This window comes from Xanthomonas sp. NCPPB 3569 (assembly GCF_041475645.2).
Classification (GTDB): Bacteria; Pseudomonadota; Gammaproteobacteria; order Xanthomonadales; family Xanthomonadaceae; genus Xanthomonas; species Xanthomonas phaseoli.
Genome location: NZ_CM192969.1, coordinates 4624047 through 4642075, shown reverse-complemented (window position 1 = coordinate 4642075; position 18029 = coordinate 4624047). Strand labels below are relative to the sequence as shown.

Sequence of the window (18029 nt, the reverse complement as noted above, 5' to 3'; positions counted from 1 at the left end):
TTAATTCAGCCTTCAAAACTCCTGAAATATGGGTTCTGAACATGCGGAGTAAATAACTTTGCATTGCATCGTGGGATTTCTTCTTTCGCAACTTTCTAAAGCTTCTTTAATCGCGTTTTCCTTGCCTGGTTGTCGTGCGAACTGAACATATCCATCCGGATCTGGCCGTCCATCGCGTTGAGGTTCGCCTATTGCTGTACATTGGTTGCGATAAGTTGTGACAACATGGCAGTTGTCTGCGCCTAACTTTGCGCATCTTGCGAGAGCTTCTTTCTTCGCAGAAGCTTCATTAGGTAATCCCGTTGGCGCGCCGTAATTCGGAACTCCATCAATAGTTCCTAGCGCAATAGCGCCCCAGGTTTTAATCCATTTTCCTGTTGGGCGCGGCTGCGGCTGTTGTGTAGATTGAGGTATAGGAGCACACGCGACTGCGCCCTGCCCGCCAATTGGATATTGTCCGGGTGGGCAGCCTTGTTCCGTCGATGCGGAAAAAGGGATTGCTAGGAACACAACGCATAATAGTCTTAACATGGTGTCGCCTCTATTTACTTCTTAGGCTATTCGATTATCTGTGCCTGAATTTGCTAAACCGCGTGAGCCAGCTGCAGCCGTGGCAGCATTACTAGCAGAAGATCCTGAAACTCGACCAGCACTCAGGTCTGCAGGTCGAGATTCTGGAGTAGATCTCGCCCCGTCGTCAGTGCGGGCTGGCATATAAGACCCAGGCGGTTGTCCCTGTGGCCCAGGAGAAGCACTGCTAGCACCAGCGCTACCAAATGCCGAGTACGCCATGAAGGTTCCCATGCTGCTTTGCCATAGCGCTGCGGCAACGGTAGGCATGGTGATGATGAGGGTGGTCAGCAGCAAGCCGATACCGCCCTGCTGCAAGGCTTGCGAGCTCAGGCCTTCGGTATTGTTACCCATCAGCCCGGTGATGCCTTTGGCAACCCAGAGCGCGATGGCGACCTTGGTGGCGAGCTTGAGCACGATGGCCGAGACCACCGAGAGCATGGACATCGAGAACAAGGTGCCGATCACATAGAACAGCCATTTCTTGAACAGATCCTTGGTGGCATCAAACATCAATGCCAGGATGAAAATCGGGCCGACACCGACCAGGAAAGCCATCGTGAACTTGAACAGCAGCAGCATGGCGCCTGCCGCCATCGCGGGACTTGCTGTGCCGAATCCGGCAAGCAGCATGGCGTTGCTCTTCTTTTGAAGCGCCTCCGGATCATCGGAGTCGATGTTCACCACATCTACGGCGGCCATTGCAAGCTGCGTGTAGCCCAGATTTTCATCGATTGCATCGGCTGCTGACGTACCGCTTTCGCCGGTGAACAGTTCGTGGATCTCCTTGTCCAGGTTCTGCGTCATCGTCTTGTGCAGCATCGCGCCGTTGCTTCCCACTGCGGTGGCGATACTCAGGATAAAGACGATCTTCGCGGCCTTACCCATGGTCTCCATCGCAGAGTTGCGCGATTGTCCGGTCGCTAGCCGATAGCCAACGATCATTACCCACAGCGTGACCAAAATCATGGCGATCACGCTCACCCACGTCATGGCACGGCCGATGAGTTCCATGCCGAACGTGTCGATTTCCTTATTGAGGTAGTCATTGATCAGCTTGAAAAAGACATAGTCGCCGATGCCTACATCGGCCATCGGCGTAAGCCAACTCAATGCACCCTGAAAAACGCTGTCCATATCCGCCCCGATTTGATCCTAATAAAACGCCTGCCGTGCATGGCAAAATGTATAAGTGCACTCAATCGACTGATAATGCCGCCTTCAACGCAGCAGCCTGTACCAGCTGGGTGACCAACGGAATGCCGCCCCCCTTATTGCCATCCAGGGCGCGCTTGGTGAGCTTGCGCTGGTCGCTCTTCAGGGAAGCCTCGTAATAGTCATAGGCCTTCAGTTTTGCCTGCCAGTAATCGAGATCCATCGAGTTCTGCGCCATGAAGCGTGAGACCTCATTGTCATTCGCGGCAAGCGCGCCCTGGCTGGTCCCTACGCTATTACGCTGTGACTGAATCTTTTGCTCGAAATCCTTGTTGCGCTGAATCAATCGTTTGAGCATGCGGACAGACTCGTTGTAGCGGGCGTTTTCAGTCATCACCATCAACTGACAGATCTTGGTCTGCTCAGTTACCAAGTTGCCATCCATATTGGGCAATATGCTTTTGATGCTCGTCATGATGCTTCCCAAGCCGCCACCTGAGCCTGAGCATGCTTCCGCCACCCCGTAGTTGGGATCACGTTCGTTGAAATTGTCTTCCAGATTTGTAGTGCCCAAGTTGAGGCTCTGCAGCTTGATCAGCTGTTGCTGGTAGTGCGCGTATTCTTTCTGGTACTGCGATAACGTTTCCTTCCAACGTTCAAATTCCTTTCCGTATTCAGCAATAATGCTTTCCAACGTCATCGGGTCGTGGGTAATCACCTGTGCATTTGCATGCCCGGCACACAGCCCTACCGCGAGGAGCAGGCCTGCTGCAAGGCGTGAAAACGGCGCGCGCGAACGACGGACATGGTCAGTCATGGCAAGTCTCACTGAATTGGCTTGATACGGAAAAAAAGACACAGGGGTGCGCCGATGGGTCCTGTCGGCGGCTTGCCTGGGAGCGGGCGTCGTAAGGCCGATGCAGCCATAGACGCCCGCGCTGGCGCTGCTGTCAGCGCTGAAGTTGTTCATTCGAGTGCCTGCCACGGCCATCTTCCTTGTGTGCGGTTAAACGCAGGTCTGCCGTAAGGTGCCACAGAGCAGGCCGCATTTCCATATTTTTAATGCGTCTTCGTTTGATGAATGCCTTCAGATTTTCGGCAGGCGCCTTGTTGGGAGAGGCGGCCCTGACGCTCGGTCTTTAAAGGCATCGCATGCGAGGGATCTTCGGTGGGTTGCTGCCTTGAAGCGACGCTCACGGTTCTCTTGTAGGTGTATCCCTCGCCCCCGCAGGTACCCAGATCGCCACACCTGCTGCGCGCTTCTGGGTGGTGGGGATGCCGATCCCTAGGCCGCCGCCGACGCGGCCGCCGTAGCTGCCACCGCCGACCGACAGGCCGCCGCCGGAGCGTTCGGAGCCCACGCCGACGATGACCACGCCGTTGGCGCCGAGCTTGGCGGCTTCGCGCTTGAGGCGTTGCACGGCGGCGTCGGTCTGGCCCTGGGTGCCGAAGCCGGCGGCGCTGGTCGATTCGAGCTGGGCGATTTCCACCGAGCCGACCGGTGCGTTGGAATACACCTGCACCTGCGCCGGGTCGATCGGCGCGCGCGCCTGGCCCAGCATCACCTTGGAGCTGCTGGCGCAGCCGGCCAGCAAGGCGGCGGTAGCCGCTGCGATGGCGACGTTCCTGATCAGCGACTGCTTGCGCATGGTGGGACCCCTTGGGTAATGAAAGCTGGGTAATGACAGCCGGGTAGTGACAGCGATGATCCGGCGCCTGGACTGAATCGCGCCGGACTTTGGCGCACCCTAGCCATGCCGGCGTGAGGCTGCCGCCAAACCGCCATTGGTCATGATGACCACCCGCCCACGGCGCGGGGACGGCCGCGCCGGTAAGCTCGTGCTTTCTTCAAGACGAGGTGGCACGTGGGATTGATCAGCCTGTTGTGGGGCATCGTGGCGTTGCTCTGGATGGTGTTGGCCTTCATCCCGCTGCTGGGGTGGGGCAACTGGTTCCTGATTCCGTTCGCGGCGGTGGGCGCGCTGATCGCCGCCATCGCGCTGTTGTTCACCTCGGCAGGCAACCGCGGCCGTGCCAAGACCGGCCTGGTGCTCAACGGCTTGGTGATCGTGGTCGGGGTGATGCGCCTGACCCTGGGCGGCGGGATTATCTAAGAGGCTCTCGACAAGGCGGCGATGCGTATGCGTGCGTGCGCGTGTCGCGTGCGCGAGTCGAGCAGCGCCTGTGTCGGCAGCGTTCGGTGCGCTGCGTGCGTTTGCCTTCGGCGCACGCACGCAGAATCCGCGCCGTTGCAGCGCTGCGACACTGCGTCGCAGCGCGTCCTGCGCGTGACGGCGGGCGTAAACTGATGCGCTGTCTCTAGGAGCCTTGCCATGGCCCACCCGCACTATCGCCCCCGCCGCATGCGCCACGATGCGTTTTCGCGTCGGTTGATGCGCGAAAACACGCTGACCACCGACGACCTGATCTGGCCGGTGTTCGTGCACGAATTGCCTGGCCGCGCGCCGATTGCCTCGATGCCGGGCGTGGAACGCCTGTCGCTGGACGAGTTGCTGCGCGAGGCGGAAAACGCGTTGGAACTGGGCATCCCGGTGATCGACCTGTTCCCGGTGATCGACCCGGCCGGCAAAAGCCTGGACGCGGCCGAGGCCTGGAACCCGGACGGCCTGGCGCAGCGCGCGGTGCGGGCGTTGAAGTCGCGCTTTCCGGAGCTGGGCGTCATGACCGACGTGGCGCTGGACCCGTACACCACCCACGGCCAGGACGGCATCATCGACGCCAAGGGTTATGTGCTCAACGAGATCACGGTCCAGGCCCTGGTCAAGCAATCGTTGTCGCATGCGCAGGCCGGCGTAGACATCATTTCGCCTTCGGACATGATGGATGGCCGCGTCGGTGCGATCCGCCGCGCGCTCGATGCCGACGATCATCTCAACGTGCGGATCATGGCGTACTCGGCCAAGTACGCTTCGGCGTTCTACGGCCCGTTCCGCGATGCGGTGGGCAGCGCCGGCAATCTGGGCAAGGCCGACAAGACCACCTACCAGATGGACCCGGCCAACGGCGATGAAGCCTTGCGCGAGATTGCGCTGGATCTGGAAGAAGGCGCGGACATGGTGATGGTCAAGCCGGGCATGCCGTATCTGGATGTGGTGCGCCGGGTGAAGGACCAATTCCGCGTGCCGACCTTTGCGTATCAGGTCAGCGGCGAGTACGCGATGCTCAAGGCGGCCGCGGCCAATGGCTGGCTGGATGAGCGCAAGTGCGTGCTCGAGGCGTTGATGGCCTTCAAGCGTGCCGGTGCCGATGGCGTGTTGACGTATTTCGCCCCGCAAGTGGCACGCTGGTTGCGCGAAACGCGCTGAGCGCGAGCACGCTGGGACGGCGCGCCATTTCAGTTGTGCATGGATAGGAGCGCTCGCTTCGGCCAAGCAGTCGCCTGCGCACAGCAGGATCCGGAGCGGGCGGTCCGGTTCCATGGCCGGTCGTTAGCCTGAGAGAGGCACCAGCGCCCGCTGGATCGGGGATGTCGACGTGCCGCCTGCATCGGATGCAATACGGCACGTCGCTCCCATGCAAGAGCATTCAAACCTTCTGATGCTATGGCTTGCGTACGCCGCAACAGGACCGGCGCGCTACGCTTGAAATTTGCGGGTCAGCCGCGGAACGCGCCTGGCGACGGCCCAGCGCCGAGCCAGCAACTGATAGTGGTGCAAATCCCGAATCCCGTCTCTCGTCTCAGGGCAGCACCAACGCGATCGCCTGCGACTTCACGCTGGCGCTGAGCGAGGGGAACGGGTCGACGTTGGTCATCATGACCAGGTCGTCGATCGACACCACATCGCAGTTGATGCTGCTGTCGTTGACGCACAGATACGCGCCCGCGCCCACGCCCGGTTCGTAGATGGCCTTCCACACATACGCCGGGACGGCGACCTTGTCGGTGCCGATCGTCGCTGCAGTGCCGCTGTCGAACGCAGGGCCGGTCACCACGTACAACTCGCCGTGTTGCTTGGCCAACTGACGCACCTGTTCTTCGATGTGCGCCCACTCGCCGGTGTTGAGCTTGTGGTCCTGCGGGACGACGTTGGCCATGGAAAAGGTTTCTTTTTCCGAACTTTCGGTCGATGCATCGCCGGCCGGCGTCATGTGCCCGCGGTCGTAGCCGGTGTTGGTGTAGTCGGAACTCTTCGAGCGATCGGCGGCCGGAATACCGGTTTCGTCGTGGAAGGAGCCGACCCGACCGATCGCCTCGGCGCCGGCAACCTGTTGGTCGGTGAGGTGCTCGGCCGAATACACCGGGTCCTTGGTCACGCCCGAGGCCAGCAGCACGTATTCGGTGTGGCACACCTCGGTGGTGCGGGTCGTGCTGCTGCCCACGCTGGGCGGGGTGCCGTTCGCGTACAGGCTGGGACAACTGGTGGCGGCCACCGCCACGGAGGTCGTGCACAACAGGGCCAGGGCCACGCAACCACGCAGGAGGGAGGACATTGCAGAGCTCGCTTGCCAAGGGGAGTGGGGAAGGTGGCAACAGGCGATGTCCAAACGATGACCGCCTCATGTGCGGCAGATGACGGCGCGGCAGGACGCCGCAGGCAAGACAAGGCGCTTGCGGGCGCGCGGCGGGCAAGACGCCGCGCAACGCCATGAGCATCGATGCAGATCGGATGCGAGACTCATTCTCATCTACAATGGCCGGCCGTCCTGTTTCGTGTCCAGGTCTTGATCAAGACGCTCCTGTTCCAGCTGCATTGGCTGCTCGGCATCACTGCCGGGCTGGTGCTGTCGGTGATGGGGTTGACCGGCGCGGCGATGTCGTTCGAAAACGAGATCGTGCGTCTGGCCAACCCGGCCATTGCGCAGCTGGCGCAGCGGCATGCGGCGGGCGAGCGGCCCTTGCCGGTGGATGTGCTGTTGCAACGGCTCGATCTGGCGCCAGCCAGTGCAGGGCACAAACAGACGGTGACGCGCCTGTTGATCGATCCTACGGGTGCGCGCCCGTCTGCCGCGCGCCTCGCCGGCAAGGGCGCGGGCCGGGTGTACTTCGATCCCTATACGGGTGAGCGGGTCGCGCCGCCGCGGCTGAGCGCTGCGTTTGCCTTCATCGAAGACCTGCACCGCAACCTGACGGCCGGCAAGCGCGGGCAGGCGGTCACCGGTGCGAGCGCCTTCGTCTTGCTGTTCTTCTGCGCATCGGGGCTGTATCTGCGCTGGCCGCGACGGTGGTGGAGCCCGCGCACCTGGTGGGTGGTGGAATGGCGACGGCAGGGACGCAGTTTTTTGTGGAGCCTGCACGCGGTGTTCGGCACCTGGTGCTTGCTGGTGTATTTGCTGGTCGCGCTGACCGGGCTGACCTGGTCCTACCCCTGGTATCGCGATGGCATGATGGCCTTGCTTGGCGCTGCGCCTGCGATACGTGGCGACAACGGCGCTAGCCGCCCGGCCACCGTCGATCTTGCGCGCGTGCAGCGCACGCTCGATGGCATTCCCGCCACGCGCAGCGCCGCCCTGGATCTGCGCATTCCCACGCGCGCCGGGCAGCCGTTAAATGTGCGGTTCTTGCCCGACAATCCCGCTCACGACCGCGCCTACAACAGCCTGGATATCGCGCCGGACAGCGGAGCACTGCTGCAGCGTCAGGACTACACGCTGCTGCCGCGCGGGCAGCAATTGGCGGTGAGCATGTTCCCGCTGCATTCGGGCAGTTTCTTCGGGTTGCCCGGGCGCATCGTGGTGATGCTGGCCAGCCTGGCCATGTCGGTCTTCTTCGTTACCGGCTGGATGCTGTATCTGGATCGGCGCCGCAAAAAACGCGAACTGCGCGCTGCGCGCAAGGTGTTGCAAGGCGCAGCACCGGCCTCGCAAGCGGCCCCGTGGTTGATTGCGTTTGCCAGCCAGAGCGGTTTTGCCGAGCGCCTGGCGTGGCAGGCCGCCGGGCATCTGCAGGCCGCCGGCTTGCCGGTGCAGGTGCGCTCGCTGGCGCAGCTGGAGGCGCAGGCGCTGCAACGCACCGGGCATGCGTTGTTTGTGATCAGCACGTTTGGCGATGGCGAGCCACCGGATGCGGCACGCGGTTTCGAGCGCGGGCTGCTGCGGCAACGCCTGGAATTGCCGCAGCTGACCTACGCGGTGCTGGCGCTGGGAGACCGCCAATACGCGCAGTTCTGCGGATTCTCGCGGCGCGTCGAACAGTGGCTGGATGCGCAGGGTGCACGCGCGCTGTTTCCTGCGGTGGAACTGGACAAGGCCGATCCGCAGGCACTGGCGCAATGGCATGCGCAGCTGGGCCAGATCGCCGGTGCACCCATGCGCGTGGCGCCGCTGGCACGTCCCAAACTGACCGAATGGACCCTGTCCTCGCGCATGCATCTGAATCCGGGCAGCGAGGGGGCGCCGATCTGGCGCGTCGATCTGCAGCCGCCTGCCGATGCGCAATGGCAGGCCGGCGACATCCTCGAAGTGCAGCCCGCGCATGCCCACGCACAGGTGCACGCCTGTCTGGCGGCATGGGGCCTGGCGCCGGACGCGCTGGTGCACGTGGATGCGCAGCTGCTGCCATTGCAGCAGGCTGCTGCCGAGCGCGTACTGCCCGAGCCGCCCGCAACGCCACTTGCCCATCGCCCCGATCCGCAGACCTGGCTGGACGCATGCGGCTGGCTGCCCACACGCGATTATTCGCTCGCCAGCGTCCCGGCCGACGGCACTGCGATGGTGGTGGTGCGGCTGACGGCACGTGCCGATGGTCGTCCCGGTCTGGGTTCGGGTTGGTTGATCTGCCATGCGGCGATCGGCACGCCGGTGCGCGCACGGTTGCGCACCAATCCCGGGTTCCATCGGCTCGAAACGATGCCGATGGTCTTGATCGGCAACGGCACCGGCATTGCGGGCCTGCGCGCGCTGCTACGCGAGGCCGAGTTGGCCGGCGTGCATGGGCACTGGTTGTTGTTCGGCGAACGGCATGCGGCGCACGACCGCCTGTTCGCCGACGAGCTGCAGGCCTGGCAGGCCAGTGGGCATCTACAGCAGCTGGAGTGGGTGTTCTCGCGCGATCAACCGCAAAAACGCTACGTGCAACATCACTTGCGCGACACTGGCGACACGCTGCGGCACTGGATCGACCGTGGCGCGGTGATTTACGTCTGCGGCAGTCTGGACAGCATGGCGCGCGAAGTCGATGCCACGTTGCGAGACGTGCTCGGCGACTCGCGACTGGAATCGCTGACCGCGGCGGGCCGTTATCGGCGCGATGTGTACTGAGTGCGGTCATGACCGCTGCAGTCCGGCCTTACATCGGCTAGCAACGCAGTGAATGCACGCTAGGCGGTTGCAGAGAGCGCAGAACCCGATGGCACGGCTGACACCTTTCGAGTCCCAGTGCGTGCCACGTCCGCATGGTGGCGACACAGCGCTCGGTTATCGGCATCCTCTTCGATGCAATCAAACGCCTGGTCGGTCGAGCGCGCGGTGTCCTCACCGCTCACGGGACAGGTCGTGAACCTGTCCGTGGGGGCTCGATGGGGGCGTCCATGCCGCCACCGGTCCCGCAAGCGGCGAGGGCACCGCGCTGGAGAGTTGGCTGGCGTCTTACTCAAACAGCTCACTCCACGAGCAGATCGCTGCAGTTTCGATTGGGTTGTCGCCGTGAGTGGCTTGGTCATGACGGTAGCTAGTCGCTGCGGCAAGGGATCGAACGAGCCGACGCGTGATTGGTCTAATGCATCGCGCAATGCACACCGACCGGCGCGATTGTTGCTTGCCCACCCAGCCCGGTTGCCGATCAAGTGCGCTGCATCCAGACCTCGGATAAGTGGCTTTGCAACAAAGCCCAGATATCCACCCTGCAATACACCGGCGTGCCCTACGTGCGTCCAACCGCTCTGGGTCGACGCGGTCGCTCCACCTACTTCAACGGCAACGCGCATCGCCATCGGCTGCCGGTGCCTTCATCCGGTAGATGTCCAACTGCCCTGCACGCGGTGCGCGCGCACTGCCGGTCACCAGCAGTTCGCCCGGCTTGGCCGTGTCCACGACCGCGCCGAAGGTGCGCTCCTGCGGCCCGTTGAACGACAGCGGCAGCGGCGAGCCCTGGGCAAAATGGCCGTCCTTGCAGATGGCCAGCAGCAACTGGCTGGGGCCCGTGGTCTTCCCCCGAGCCCACACCAACGCGCGTCCGTCGCCGAGCCAGGCGGCGTCCAGCTCGTCGGCGGCGCTATTGATGTCGACCAGGGCCACCGGCGCGGTAAACGCCTGCCCGTCCCAGTGCGCGACGAATAGATCCATGCCGCCAGCACCGCCATGACCGTCGCTGGCGAACAGCAGGCGTGTGCCGTCCAGCGACAGCGTCGGTGCGCGCTCGTTGCCGGCGCTGTTGATCGCCGCGCCCAGCGATTGCACTCGGCCCACGACGCCTTGCGCATCCACCGGGGCACGGTACAGGTCGCTGCCGCCCGCGCCGCTGGGCCGGGTGGAGGCGAACAGCAGCCAGTGGCCGTCGGCACTGAACAATGGGGTGGTCTCGTCCTGCGCGGTATTGATCGGCAGCGGCTGCGCGTCCTGCCAACGCCCGCCGCGCAGCTGCGCCTGCCACAGATCCCAGCCGCCGGCACCACCGGCCCGGTCGCTGGCCCAGACGATGCGTTGCCCGTCCGGGCTGAGCGTGGCGCGCGCCTCGTTGGCCGGCGTGGAGACCACGCCCATGCCCTCGATGCCGAATTCGGCAAGCCCCGAAGCAGACGGGACGCAGAGTAAACTTGCCGCCAGCGTGAGCAGCGTCCATCGATAGTGCATGCGGTGTTCCTGCCTCAAGAGCGGCTCCAAGTCGCGCACAGTCTAGTCAACCAGAGAGCGTTTCATGCCCGTATCCCGTTATGCCGTGTTCGGTCACCCCGTCGCCCATTCGCTGTCGCCGGCCATCCACGCCGAGTTCGGGAAGCAGACCGGCATTGCGCTGGACTACACCGCCATCGACGCGCCGCTGGAAGACTTCAGCGCCGCGCTGCAACGCTTCGCCGATGAAGGCGGCAAAGGTGCGAACGTCACCCTGCCGTTGAAGGAAGCCGCCTATGCGCTGGCCAGCAGCCTGAGCGATCGCGCGCGGTTGGCCGGGGCGGTGAACACGTTGGTGCGCAACGACGGCCAGTGGCAGGGCGACAACACCGACGGCGCCGGCTTGGTGCGCGATCTCACCGAACGCCATGGCCTGGATCTGCGTGGCCGCCGCGTGCTGCTGCTGGGCGCCGGTGGTGCTGCACGCGGTGTGGCGCCGGCGCTGCTGGAGGCGGGCATCACCGCAATGGTGGTGGTGAACCGCTCGCCCGAGCGCGCCGATGCCCTGTGCGATTCGCTGGGCGAACCGGCGCGGGTGATGTCGCGTTACATCGAAGACCTGCGTGAGCTCGGCGACTTCGAACTGATCGTCAATGCCACGGCCGCCGGTCGCGACCGCGATGCCGGCGCGTTCGCATTGCCACTGGGCCTGGTCAACAGCCTCACTGCTGCGGTCGATCTGAATTACGGCGACACCGCCATTGCATTTCTGGCCTGGGCGCGCGCGGCGCACTGCCGGTACGCCATTGACGGGCTGGGCATGCTGGTGGAACAGGCCGCCGAGAGCTTCGCGCTGTGGCACGGCGTACGCCCGGACACCGACCCGGTCTACGCCGCGCTGCGCGCGCGCGAGGCCGTGCTGGTCAGTGCTGACTGAGGTGGGCAGCGCCGATGCCACCGCGATCCTGCTGACCCTGGTCACCAGCCTGCTGTCGCGCGTGCCGATGCTGATTGCGCTGCTGCTCGGGCTGGTCCTGGTGTGGCGCGCACCGCATGGCCCGCGCCGGCGCGCCGGGTTGGCCGCGCTCTGGCTGCTGCTGGGCTGCCTGTTCGCCGAGGTCGGCGTCCAGGCGATTCCGATGCTGTTGCTGCAGCAAGGCAACGTGCGTCAGATCAGCAGGGTGGTCGGCATCGCCCACTTCGTGCTGATGGCCGTGCAGGCCGTGGGCATCGGCGTGCTGGTGTGGACGCTGGCGGCCAGCCTGCAGCGTTCGCCCGCTGGCACGGGTCCGCGCCCATGATCCCGATCAAAGCCATCTTGCTGGTGATCGTTGGACTGGTCTGCGCCGGGCAGGGCGTGTGGACGCTGCTGCATCCGCAGGCGCTGGCCGCGGTCAATCGTGGTGGCCTGTTGTACGAACGCTTCGGGCCGAATGGCGTGGGTGCCGGCATGCTGTTGATGGGCATCGCAATGACGGCCATCGGCCTGGTATGGGCGCGCTATGCGTGGCCGGCGCGCCGGCAGCGGAACTAAGCGCATTGATCGTGCCGACGCTTTAAAGACAGCGGCGGGTCTTGCAGCGGCATTCACTGCGCCGCCTTTCGGGTGATACAGGCGGCGAGTGCCTGCAGGCGGCCGGTGCTGGCAGGCCACGATCGGACAATCGAGCCATGCCCTCGGCCGCGCGGCAGTCGCACCGGCGTGGGACTGCCGCCCGGTGCCGGCTTGCCGACGAGGATGGGCCGGTCGCGCTACAAGCAGGCAACCCGTTCAGCCGTGCGGCGCGCCGGTCGCAGTCACTGCGCCGGTCCATGCGAAAATAGCGCGATGAGTGAAGTTGCCCCACCGACCGCGCCGTCGGCGCCCGTTCCCACCCAGCGCAGCCTGACCGACCCGATCAAGGCCAGCATCCGCGACGCCTATGCCAAGCTGCAGGCCAATACGCCGGGCTTTGCCACGCGGCGCGCGCAGAGCCAGATGATCGGCCTGGTCTCGCGTGCCCTGGCCACCTCCGGCGGCATCGGCATCGCCGAGGCGCCCACCGGCGTGGGCAAGAGCCTGGGCTATCTCACCGCCGGCGTGCCGATCGCGTTGGCCACCAAGAAAAAATTGGTCATCAGCACCGGCACCGTTGCGCTGCAATCGCAGCTGGTGGAACGCGACATCCCGGCCTTCCTCAAGGCCACCGGTCTTGACGCCACCGTGGCCCTGGCCAAGGGCCGCACGCGCTACCTGTGCACCCGCAATGCCGCCGAGCTGGAAGGCGATACCAGCCAGAACGCCATGTTCGAAGACGAGCAGGCGTTGTACGACCGCCCGCTCAGCCCGGTCGATGCGGATCTGGCCAAGCGCCTCGCCAAGGCCTACGCCGCTCGCACCTGGAATGGCGATCTGGACGATGCGCCAGAACAGATCTCCGTGCCGCTGCGCATGCGCATCACCACCCCGGCCTCCGGCTGTGCAGGGCGCCGCTGCAGCTACGCGGCGCAATGTCCGGTACTCAAGGCGCGCACCGATGTGCGTGAGGCGCAGATCGTGGTCACCAACCACGCCTTGTTGCTGTCGTCGCTCTCGCTGGGCGATGCCGAAAACGGCCAGCCGCTGATCGCCCCGCCAGCGGACATGCTGCTGGTGCTCGACGAAGGCCATCACATCGCCGGCGTGGCGATCGACCAGGGCGCGGCCAATCTGCCGCTGGACGACATGGCCCGGCGCACCGGACGTATGCAGATTTTGATTGCGGCCGCTTATCGCGCAGTAGACAAGGACAAGCTGGGCAACTTGCTGCCCAACGAAGCCATCGAGGTGGCGGCGCGGGTGTCCAAACTGCTCAAGGCTTTCCACGCAGAAGTCGAACGCGTCTGGAAGCCGGAGCCGGGCGAGCGCGATCCGTTGTGGCGCGCGGCCAACGGCAAGTTGCCGCCGCAATGGGGCCCGGCCATCGAAGAACTCGGTGAAGAAACCCGCGCGTTGTTCAACTGGGTGCATGCCGCACACAGCGCCATTGCCAAGGGAAAACAGGACGATTCCGCGCGCGAACGTCTGCAGCGCAGCCTCGGCCTGGCGCTGGAAATGGCCGAGCAGCAGCACAATCTGTGGAGCGGCTGGCGCCGCGAAGACAAGGAAGGTCAGCCGCCGATGGCGCGCTGGATCACCCTCTCGCGCGACGGTGATCTGGTCTGCCATTGCTCGCCGGTGTCGGCCGCGCAGGTGCTGCGCACGATGATCTGGAACGAGGTGGACTCGGTCGTGATGACCTCGGCCACGCTCACCGGTGGCGGCGATTTCCAATCCTTCGCCATCGACAACGGCTTGCCCGATCACGCCGAAATGGCATCGCTGGCCTCGCCGTTCGACCTGCCCAATCAGGCCGAATTGATCGTGCCCAATTTCCCGGTCACGCCCGACGACCGCGAAGGTCATCCCAAGGAAGTAGCCAAATATCTGGTGCGCGAACTGGACTGGAACGCCAAGGGCAGCATCGTGTTGTTCACTTCGCGCTGGAAGATGGAAAAGGTGGCCGACCTGATGCCGCTGGCGCAGCGCAACCGCGTGCTGGTGCAAGGCGAGGGCAACAAGTCGCAACTGATCACCGAACATCTGCGCCGCATCGCCGCCGGCGAAGGCTCGGTGCTGTTCGGTCTGAATTCTTTCGGCGAAGGATTGGATCTGCCGGGCGAAGCCTGCACCACCGTGGTCATCACCCAGGTGCCGTTCGCCGTGCCCACCGATCCGCAAACCTCCACCTTGAGCGAATGGCTGGAAAGCCGCGGGCACAATGCCTTCAACCTGATCGCCATCCCGCACGCGCTACGCACGCTCACCCAATTCGCCGGCCGCCTGATCCGCAGCTCCAGCGACCACGGCCGCGTGATCATCCTCGACTCGCGCCTGCTCACCCGTCGCTACGGCAAACGCATCATCGACGCGTTGCCGCCGTTCAAGCGGGTGATCGGCTAGTTCGGACTCGCCACGGATCTGTGCCATATATCGGTCGTCATAACGGCATAGCGTTATGCGACGCAGTGCGCTTTACCGCATCGGTTTTGCTGATTAACTGAGCCTGAAGGAAGTGGGCGCAGGTCTCAGCGAAGCAGGGAGTGCACATGCCAGGCGGGTTCTTCAGGGAAGAAGTGTTACGTGCTCGCCGCGATGCGTGGCTTGTACCGGTACGTCTTCAGGCGCCCACGTTCGGTTGGCCGTTGTTCGCCATTGCGCTCGCTCTTATTGCTGCGGTAGTCGGGCTGTTGTGCCTTGGAAGTTTCACACGGCACGAAGCAGTCAACGGCGCACTCGTCCCGGACCGTGGTCTGCTGACCCTGACACCGCTCAGTGCTGGCATCGTCTCCAACGCATTCGTCGCAGAGGGGGCGAGGGTGCGGGCAGGCGAGCCGATCGTGGAAATTTCCGGAGAGCAGGACAGCACATCACTGGGTGACACCCAGGCGTCGGTGATTTCGCAACTGGAGATCAAGCGCGGGCGCCTAAATGCGGATCTGCAGGCCCAGAATCAGCTCTACGCTGCCCAACAGCGCGATCTGGGGCGCCGTGTCGCGCTGCTCCAAGCGCAGATGGATAACACTGCCGAGCAAATTCGCTTGCAACGCCAGCGCGCAGACAGTGCGCTGGGACTCTACGAACAGTGGGTGAGTGCTGCAGAAAAGGGGATATTGACCAAGGTCCAGTTGCTGCAGCAGCAAGACATCGCCATCCAGAACCAGGCGCAACTCAAGGAGTTGCAGAAACGTGCGCTGGACCTGCGTGTGGAGCACTCTCAACTCCAGTCGCAGCTTGAACAAACCCCTGCGACGTTGGAAGCAAAGCGTAACGAGATCGCCAGGCAGATTGCAGACGTCGCGCAATCGCTCTCGGAAACCGAGGCGCGCCGTTCGGTGGTGTTGCGTGCGCCAACCGATGGAATCGTTACCAACCTGCTCGTGCACGCAGGGCAACCGGTGGGTGCGCAACAGCCCTTGATCACCTTGTTGCCCAAGGACATCAAGTTGCGGGCCGAGCTGTGGGTACCCTCCAGGGCAGTTGGATTCGTCACGCGCGGCGATAGAGTGCTGTTGCGCTACCAGGCTTTCCCGTATCAGAAGTTCGGCCGCCATGCAGGGCGTGTGGTCGACGTCTCGCGCAGCGCGATCAGCTCCAAAGAAGTGTCATCGCTGCTGGGACAGCAGATTGATGAAGCTCGTTATCGCGTAGTGGTCGAGTTGGAAAGTCAGCACATCCTGGCCAATGGAAGACAGGAGTCACTTCGTCCAGGCATGGCGCTGGATGCAGATATCCTGCTTGAGAAGCGTCGGTTGATCGAATGGATGTTTGAGCCGGTCTACGAAATGACGTCGCGCCTTTCCGATGATTCGGCTGGGCAGCGCGGATGATCGACACCACCTCCGTTCACCAGTTGCTGTCGAACCGCGCGCACATCGTTCCGATCATGCAGACCGAGGCGGCAGAGTGCGGTCTTGCCTGCCTGGTCATGATTGCCCGCTATCACGGCGACAAAATCGACCTTGCACAGGTCAGGCGGCGCTTCAACATCTCCCTCAGGGGCGTGCGCCTTGAGCGATTGGTCCAGATCGGGCGCGCCATGGGGCTGGATGTCCGTGCGATGCGTGCGGAACCTGAGTATCTGAAGGAGCTCAGGCAACCCTGTATCCTGCATTGGGATATGTCGCATTTCGTGGTGCTAGAGCGAGTGGTACGTGGCGTGGCACTGCTTCACGATCCTGCGCGAGGGACGCTCCGATTGCCGATGTCCGAGCTCGGCAAGCATTTCACCGGCGTGTTGTTGGAGCTGCAGCCAGGCACGAGCTTCGAGCCTTCGGTTGAAACGCCAGCGTTGTCCTTGCGCTCGCTCACCGGACGCATTTTCGGACTCAAGCGTGGGTTAGTGCAGATCTTCGGGCTAGCCTTGGCAATCGAAGCGTTGGCGCTGCTGTTGCCCTTCCAGATGCAGTGGGTCATCGACCATGTGCTGGTCTCGGCCGATATGCCGCTGCTCAAGATCCTGACCATCGCCTTCCTGTTGACCGTGCTCTTCCAGACGGTTCTGACGCTTGCACGCAGCTGGGTGGTCAGCTGGCTTGGCGCATCGTTGAACACGCAATGGATCACCAACTTGTTCGGTCATTTGCTGCGGCTTCCGCTGGAGTATTTCGAAAAGCGGCATATGGGCGATGTGCTGTCGCGCTTTTCCTCGTTGAAGTCCATCCAGACCACGTTGACCGGCAGCTTCGTCGAGGCAATGCTCAACGGCCTGACCGGATGCCTGGCAGTGGCAGTCCTGCTGGCCTACAGCCCCGCACTCACCGGCCTGGTGCTGGCTGCCTTTGCCTTGTATCTGGGTTTGCGCCTGGCGTTCTATCGACTCCAGTTCGTGGTCAGCCGCGATCAGCTGACGTATGCCGCACGTCAGCAAAGCGAGCTGATGGAGTCGGTACGCGGAATTCAAGCGATCAAGCTGGCCAACAAGCAGGGGCTGCGTCAAGGACGATTGTTCGGCGCCACTGCGCAAAGCGTGCGGCTGGAAATGCAGTCCCAACGCTTCGGCCTGGCGTTCAATGCGCTCAATCAGGGCCTGTTTGGAACGCAGAGGGTGTTCCTGATCGCCATCGGTGGCTATCTGGCGCTGAGCGGGACGCTGTCTGCAGGCATGTTGGTCGCCTTCCTGGCGTTTGCGGATTTGTTTACCAGCAGGGCTGCGAGCCTGGTCGACAAATTCATCGAGCTCAAGATGTTGCGCCTGCACGCCGAGCGGATTGCCGATATCGCCACTACGGCGCCCGAGCTCGACGAAATTTCAAGCTATAGCGGTCCAGAGCCGGTTCCGGAAATTCACGTGAAAGGGCTGAGCTTTCGTTACTCGGACGACGACCCCTGGGTCATCCGTAATCTCGACCTGCGCATCGAAGCAGGTGAGTCGGTCGCGATCGTGGGTCCGAGCGGATGCGGTAAATCGACATTCGCCAAATTGCTGCTGGGCCTGATCGAGCCAACGGAGGGCAGCATTGAGGTCGGCGGTGTGGATATCCGCAAATATGGGCTGGAGAATTACCGGGCAATGGTCTCGGCAGTCATGCAGGACGATCAGCTCTTTGCGGGCTCGTTAGCCGACAACATCGCCTTCTTCGATCCTGACTCGAGTATCGAGCGGATCGCCAGCGCTGCGCAGCTGGCCGCGATCCACGACGATATTGCACGGATGCCCATGGGATATGAATCGCTGGTCGGCGACATGGGCTCGATCCTGTCGGGCGGGCAACGGCAGCGCGTCATCCTGGCACGTGCGTTGTATCGCCAACCGAAGATTCTGGTGCTGGATGAAGCAACCAGCCATCTGGATTCCACGAGGGACCAAGTGGTCAACGCCCATATCAAAGCGATGAAAATGACAAGGATCATCATCGCGCATCGCCAGGAAACGATCGCATCTGCCGATCGCAGGATATCGCTTGTTGCCGAGTCGGGTGACAAGCCGGGCAGCCGTCATGCTGCCGAGAGACTTGATGCCCATCACGGCATCGAGAAGCGCGTCGGCAATCTCGCCGGCGAACTACCCTGAAGCAGC

15 protein-coding genes are annotated in these 18029 nt (G+C 63.3%); 9 read left to right on the top strand and 6 right to left on the bottom strand.

Translation table 11 applies throughout. The features are described from left to right. Positions 1–12 precede the first annotated feature (12 nt). The 4 genes from ACCQ03_RS20070 to ACCQ03_RS20055 all read right to left on the bottom strand — a co-directional run bounded on the left by ACCQ03_RS20070 (position 13) and on the right by ACCQ03_RS20055 (position 3374). Positions 13–531 (bottom strand): DUF4189 domain-containing protein, encoded by a 519-nt coding sequence (locus tag ACCQ03_RS20070; protein WP_209228342.1) that lies wholly within the window; start codon positions 529–531, stop codon positions 13–15. Positions 532–552: 21 nt separating this feature from the next. After that, entirely contained in the window at positions 553–1707 is a 1155-nt protein-coding gene (locus ACCQ03_RS20065; RefSeq protein WP_209226081.1) for a TrbL/VirB6 family protein, read from the bottom strand. Positions 1708–1768: 61 nt separating this feature from the next. Further along, entirely contained in the window at positions 1769–2695 is a 927-nt protein-coding gene (locus tag ACCQ03_RS20060; protein ID WP_335338814.1) for a hypothetical protein, read from the bottom strand. 223 nt (positions 2696–2918) lie between these two features. Next, positions 2919–3374 (bottom strand): hypothetical protein, encoded by a 456-nt coding sequence (locus ACCQ03_RS20055; RefSeq protein ID WP_057678892.1) that lies wholly within the window; start codon positions 3372–3374, stop codon positions 2919–2921. Positions 3375–3596: 222 nt separating this feature from the next. Here ACCQ03_RS20055 and ACCQ03_RS20050 point away from each other — a divergent pair, with 222 nt between their 5' ends. Then, positions 3597–3839 (top strand): hypothetical protein, encoded by a 243-nt coding sequence (locus tag ACCQ03_RS20050; protein ID WP_017156266.1) that lies wholly within the window; start codon positions 3597–3599, stop codon positions 3837–3839. Positions 3840–4058: 219 nt separating this feature from the next. Then, positions 4059–5051 (top strand): porphobilinogen synthase, encoded by a 993-nt coding sequence (hemB, locus tag ACCQ03_RS20045; RefSeq protein ID WP_209226085.1) that lies wholly within the window; start codon positions 4059–4061, stop codon positions 5049–5051. Positions 5052–5424: 373 nt separating this feature from the next. Here hemB and ACCQ03_RS20040 read toward each other — a convergent pair whose 3' ends face one another. Continuing rightward, entirely contained in the window at positions 5425–6177 is a 753-nt protein-coding gene (locus ACCQ03_RS20040) for a DNA/RNA non-specific endonuclease (protein WP_057678893.1), read from the bottom strand. Between the two features lie 231 nt (positions 6178–6408). Between ACCQ03_RS20040 and ACCQ03_RS20035 the strand changes: the two genes are divergently transcribed. Beyond that, positions 6409–8943 carry a PepSY domain-containing protein gene (locus tag ACCQ03_RS20035; RefSeq protein ID WP_057678894.1) on the top strand — a complete coding sequence of 845 codons (2535 nt, stop codon included), beginning with the start codon at positions 6409–6411 and terminating at the stop codon, positions 8941–8943. A 648-nt stretch (positions 8944–9591) separates the two neighbouring features. Here the strand turns inward: ACCQ03_RS20035 and ACCQ03_RS20030 are convergent. Beyond that, complete coding sequence (locus ACCQ03_RS20030; RefSeq protein ID WP_057678895.1) at positions 9592–10473, bottom strand: TolB family protein; 882 nt, start codon at positions 10471–10473, stop codon at positions 9592–9594. A gap of 64 nt (positions 10474–10537) precedes the next feature. Between ACCQ03_RS20030 and aroE the strand changes: the two genes are divergently transcribed. From aroE to ACCQ03_RS20000, 6 genes are all read left to right on the top strand, one after another. Then, positions 10538–11389: a shikimate dehydrogenase gene (aroE, locus tag ACCQ03_RS20025; protein ID WP_057678896.1), complete on the top strand. Its 852-nt coding sequence runs from the start codon at positions 10538–10540 to the stop codon at positions 11387–11389. Next, positions 11379–11753, top strand: coding sequence for a hypothetical protein (locus ACCQ03_RS20020; protein ID WP_057678897.1), 375 nt, complete (start codon positions 11379–11381; stop codon positions 11751–11753). The genes aroE and ACCQ03_RS20020 overlap by 11 nt, the downstream gene beginning before the upstream one ends. Continuing rightward, positions 11750–11986, top strand: a complete 237-nt coding sequence (locus ACCQ03_RS20015) for a hypothetical protein (RefSeq protein WP_017156258.1) — start codon at positions 11750–11752, stop codon at positions 11984–11986. The genes ACCQ03_RS20020 and ACCQ03_RS20015 overlap by 4 nt, the downstream gene beginning before the upstream one ends. Positions 11987–12280: 294 nt before the next feature. Next, complete coding sequence (dinG, locus tag ACCQ03_RS20010) at positions 12281–14413, top strand: ATP-dependent DNA helicase DinG (protein ID WP_057678898.1); 2133 nt, start codon at positions 12281–12283, stop codon at positions 14411–14413. A 146-nt stretch (positions 14414–14559) separates the two neighbouring features. Then, entirely contained in the window at positions 14560–15840 is a 1281-nt protein-coding gene (locus tag ACCQ03_RS20005; RefSeq protein WP_268271669.1) for a beta-barrel domain-containing protein, read from the top strand. After that, entirely contained in the window at positions 15837–18023 is a 2187-nt protein-coding gene (locus ACCQ03_RS20000; RefSeq protein ID WP_057678899.1) for a peptidase domain-containing ABC transporter, read from the top strand. The genes ACCQ03_RS20005 and ACCQ03_RS20000 overlap by 4 nt, the downstream gene beginning before the upstream one ends. Positions 18024–18029: the final 6 nt, after the last annotated feature.

Coding starts and splice junctions, on each gene's coding strand:
- ACCQ03_RS20000 (WP_057678899.1), top strand. CDS start 15,837: ATGATCGACACCACCTCCGTTCACCAGTTGCTGTCGAACCGCGCGCAC.
- ACCQ03_RS20055 (WP_057678892.1), bottom strand. CDS start 3,374: ATGCGCAAGCAGTCGCTGATCAGGAACGTCGCCATCGCAGCGGCTACC.
- dinG (WP_057678898.1), top strand. CDS start 12,281: ATGAGTGAAGTTGCCCCACCGACCGCGCCGTCGGCGCCCGTTCCCACC.
- ACCQ03_RS20015 (WP_017156258.1), top strand. CDS start 11,750: ATGATCCCGATCAAAGCCATCTTGCTGGTGATCGTTGGACTGGTCTGC.
- ACCQ03_RS20070 (WP_209228342.1), bottom strand. CDS start 531: ATGTTAAGACTATTATGCGTTGTGTTCCTAGCAATCCCTTTTTCCGCA.
- ACCQ03_RS20060 (WP_335338814.1), bottom strand. CDS start 2,695: ATGAACAACTTCAGCGCTGACAGCAGCGCCAGCGCGGGCGTCTATGGC.
- ACCQ03_RS20005 (WP_268271669.1), top strand. CDS start 14,560: ATGCCAGGCGGGTTCTTCAGGGAAGAAGTGTTACGTGCTCGCCGCGAT.
- aroE (WP_057678896.1), top strand. CDS start 10,538: ATGCCCGTATCCCGTTATGCCGTGTTCGGTCACCCCGTCGCCCATTCG.
- hemB (WP_209226085.1), top strand. CDS start 4,059: ATGGCCCACCCGCACTATCGCCCCCGCCGCATGCGCCACGATGCGTTT.
- ACCQ03_RS20065 (WP_209226081.1), bottom strand. CDS start 1,707: ATGGACAGCGTTTTTCAGGGTGCATTGAGTTGGCTTACGCCGATGGCC.
- ACCQ03_RS20030 (WP_057678895.1), bottom strand. CDS start 10,473: ATGCACTATCGATGGACGCTGCTCACGCTGGCGGCAAGTTTACTCTGC.
- ACCQ03_RS20040 (WP_057678893.1), bottom strand. CDS start 6,177: ATGTCCTCCCTCCTGCGTGGTTGCGTGGCCCTGGCCCTGTTGTGCACG.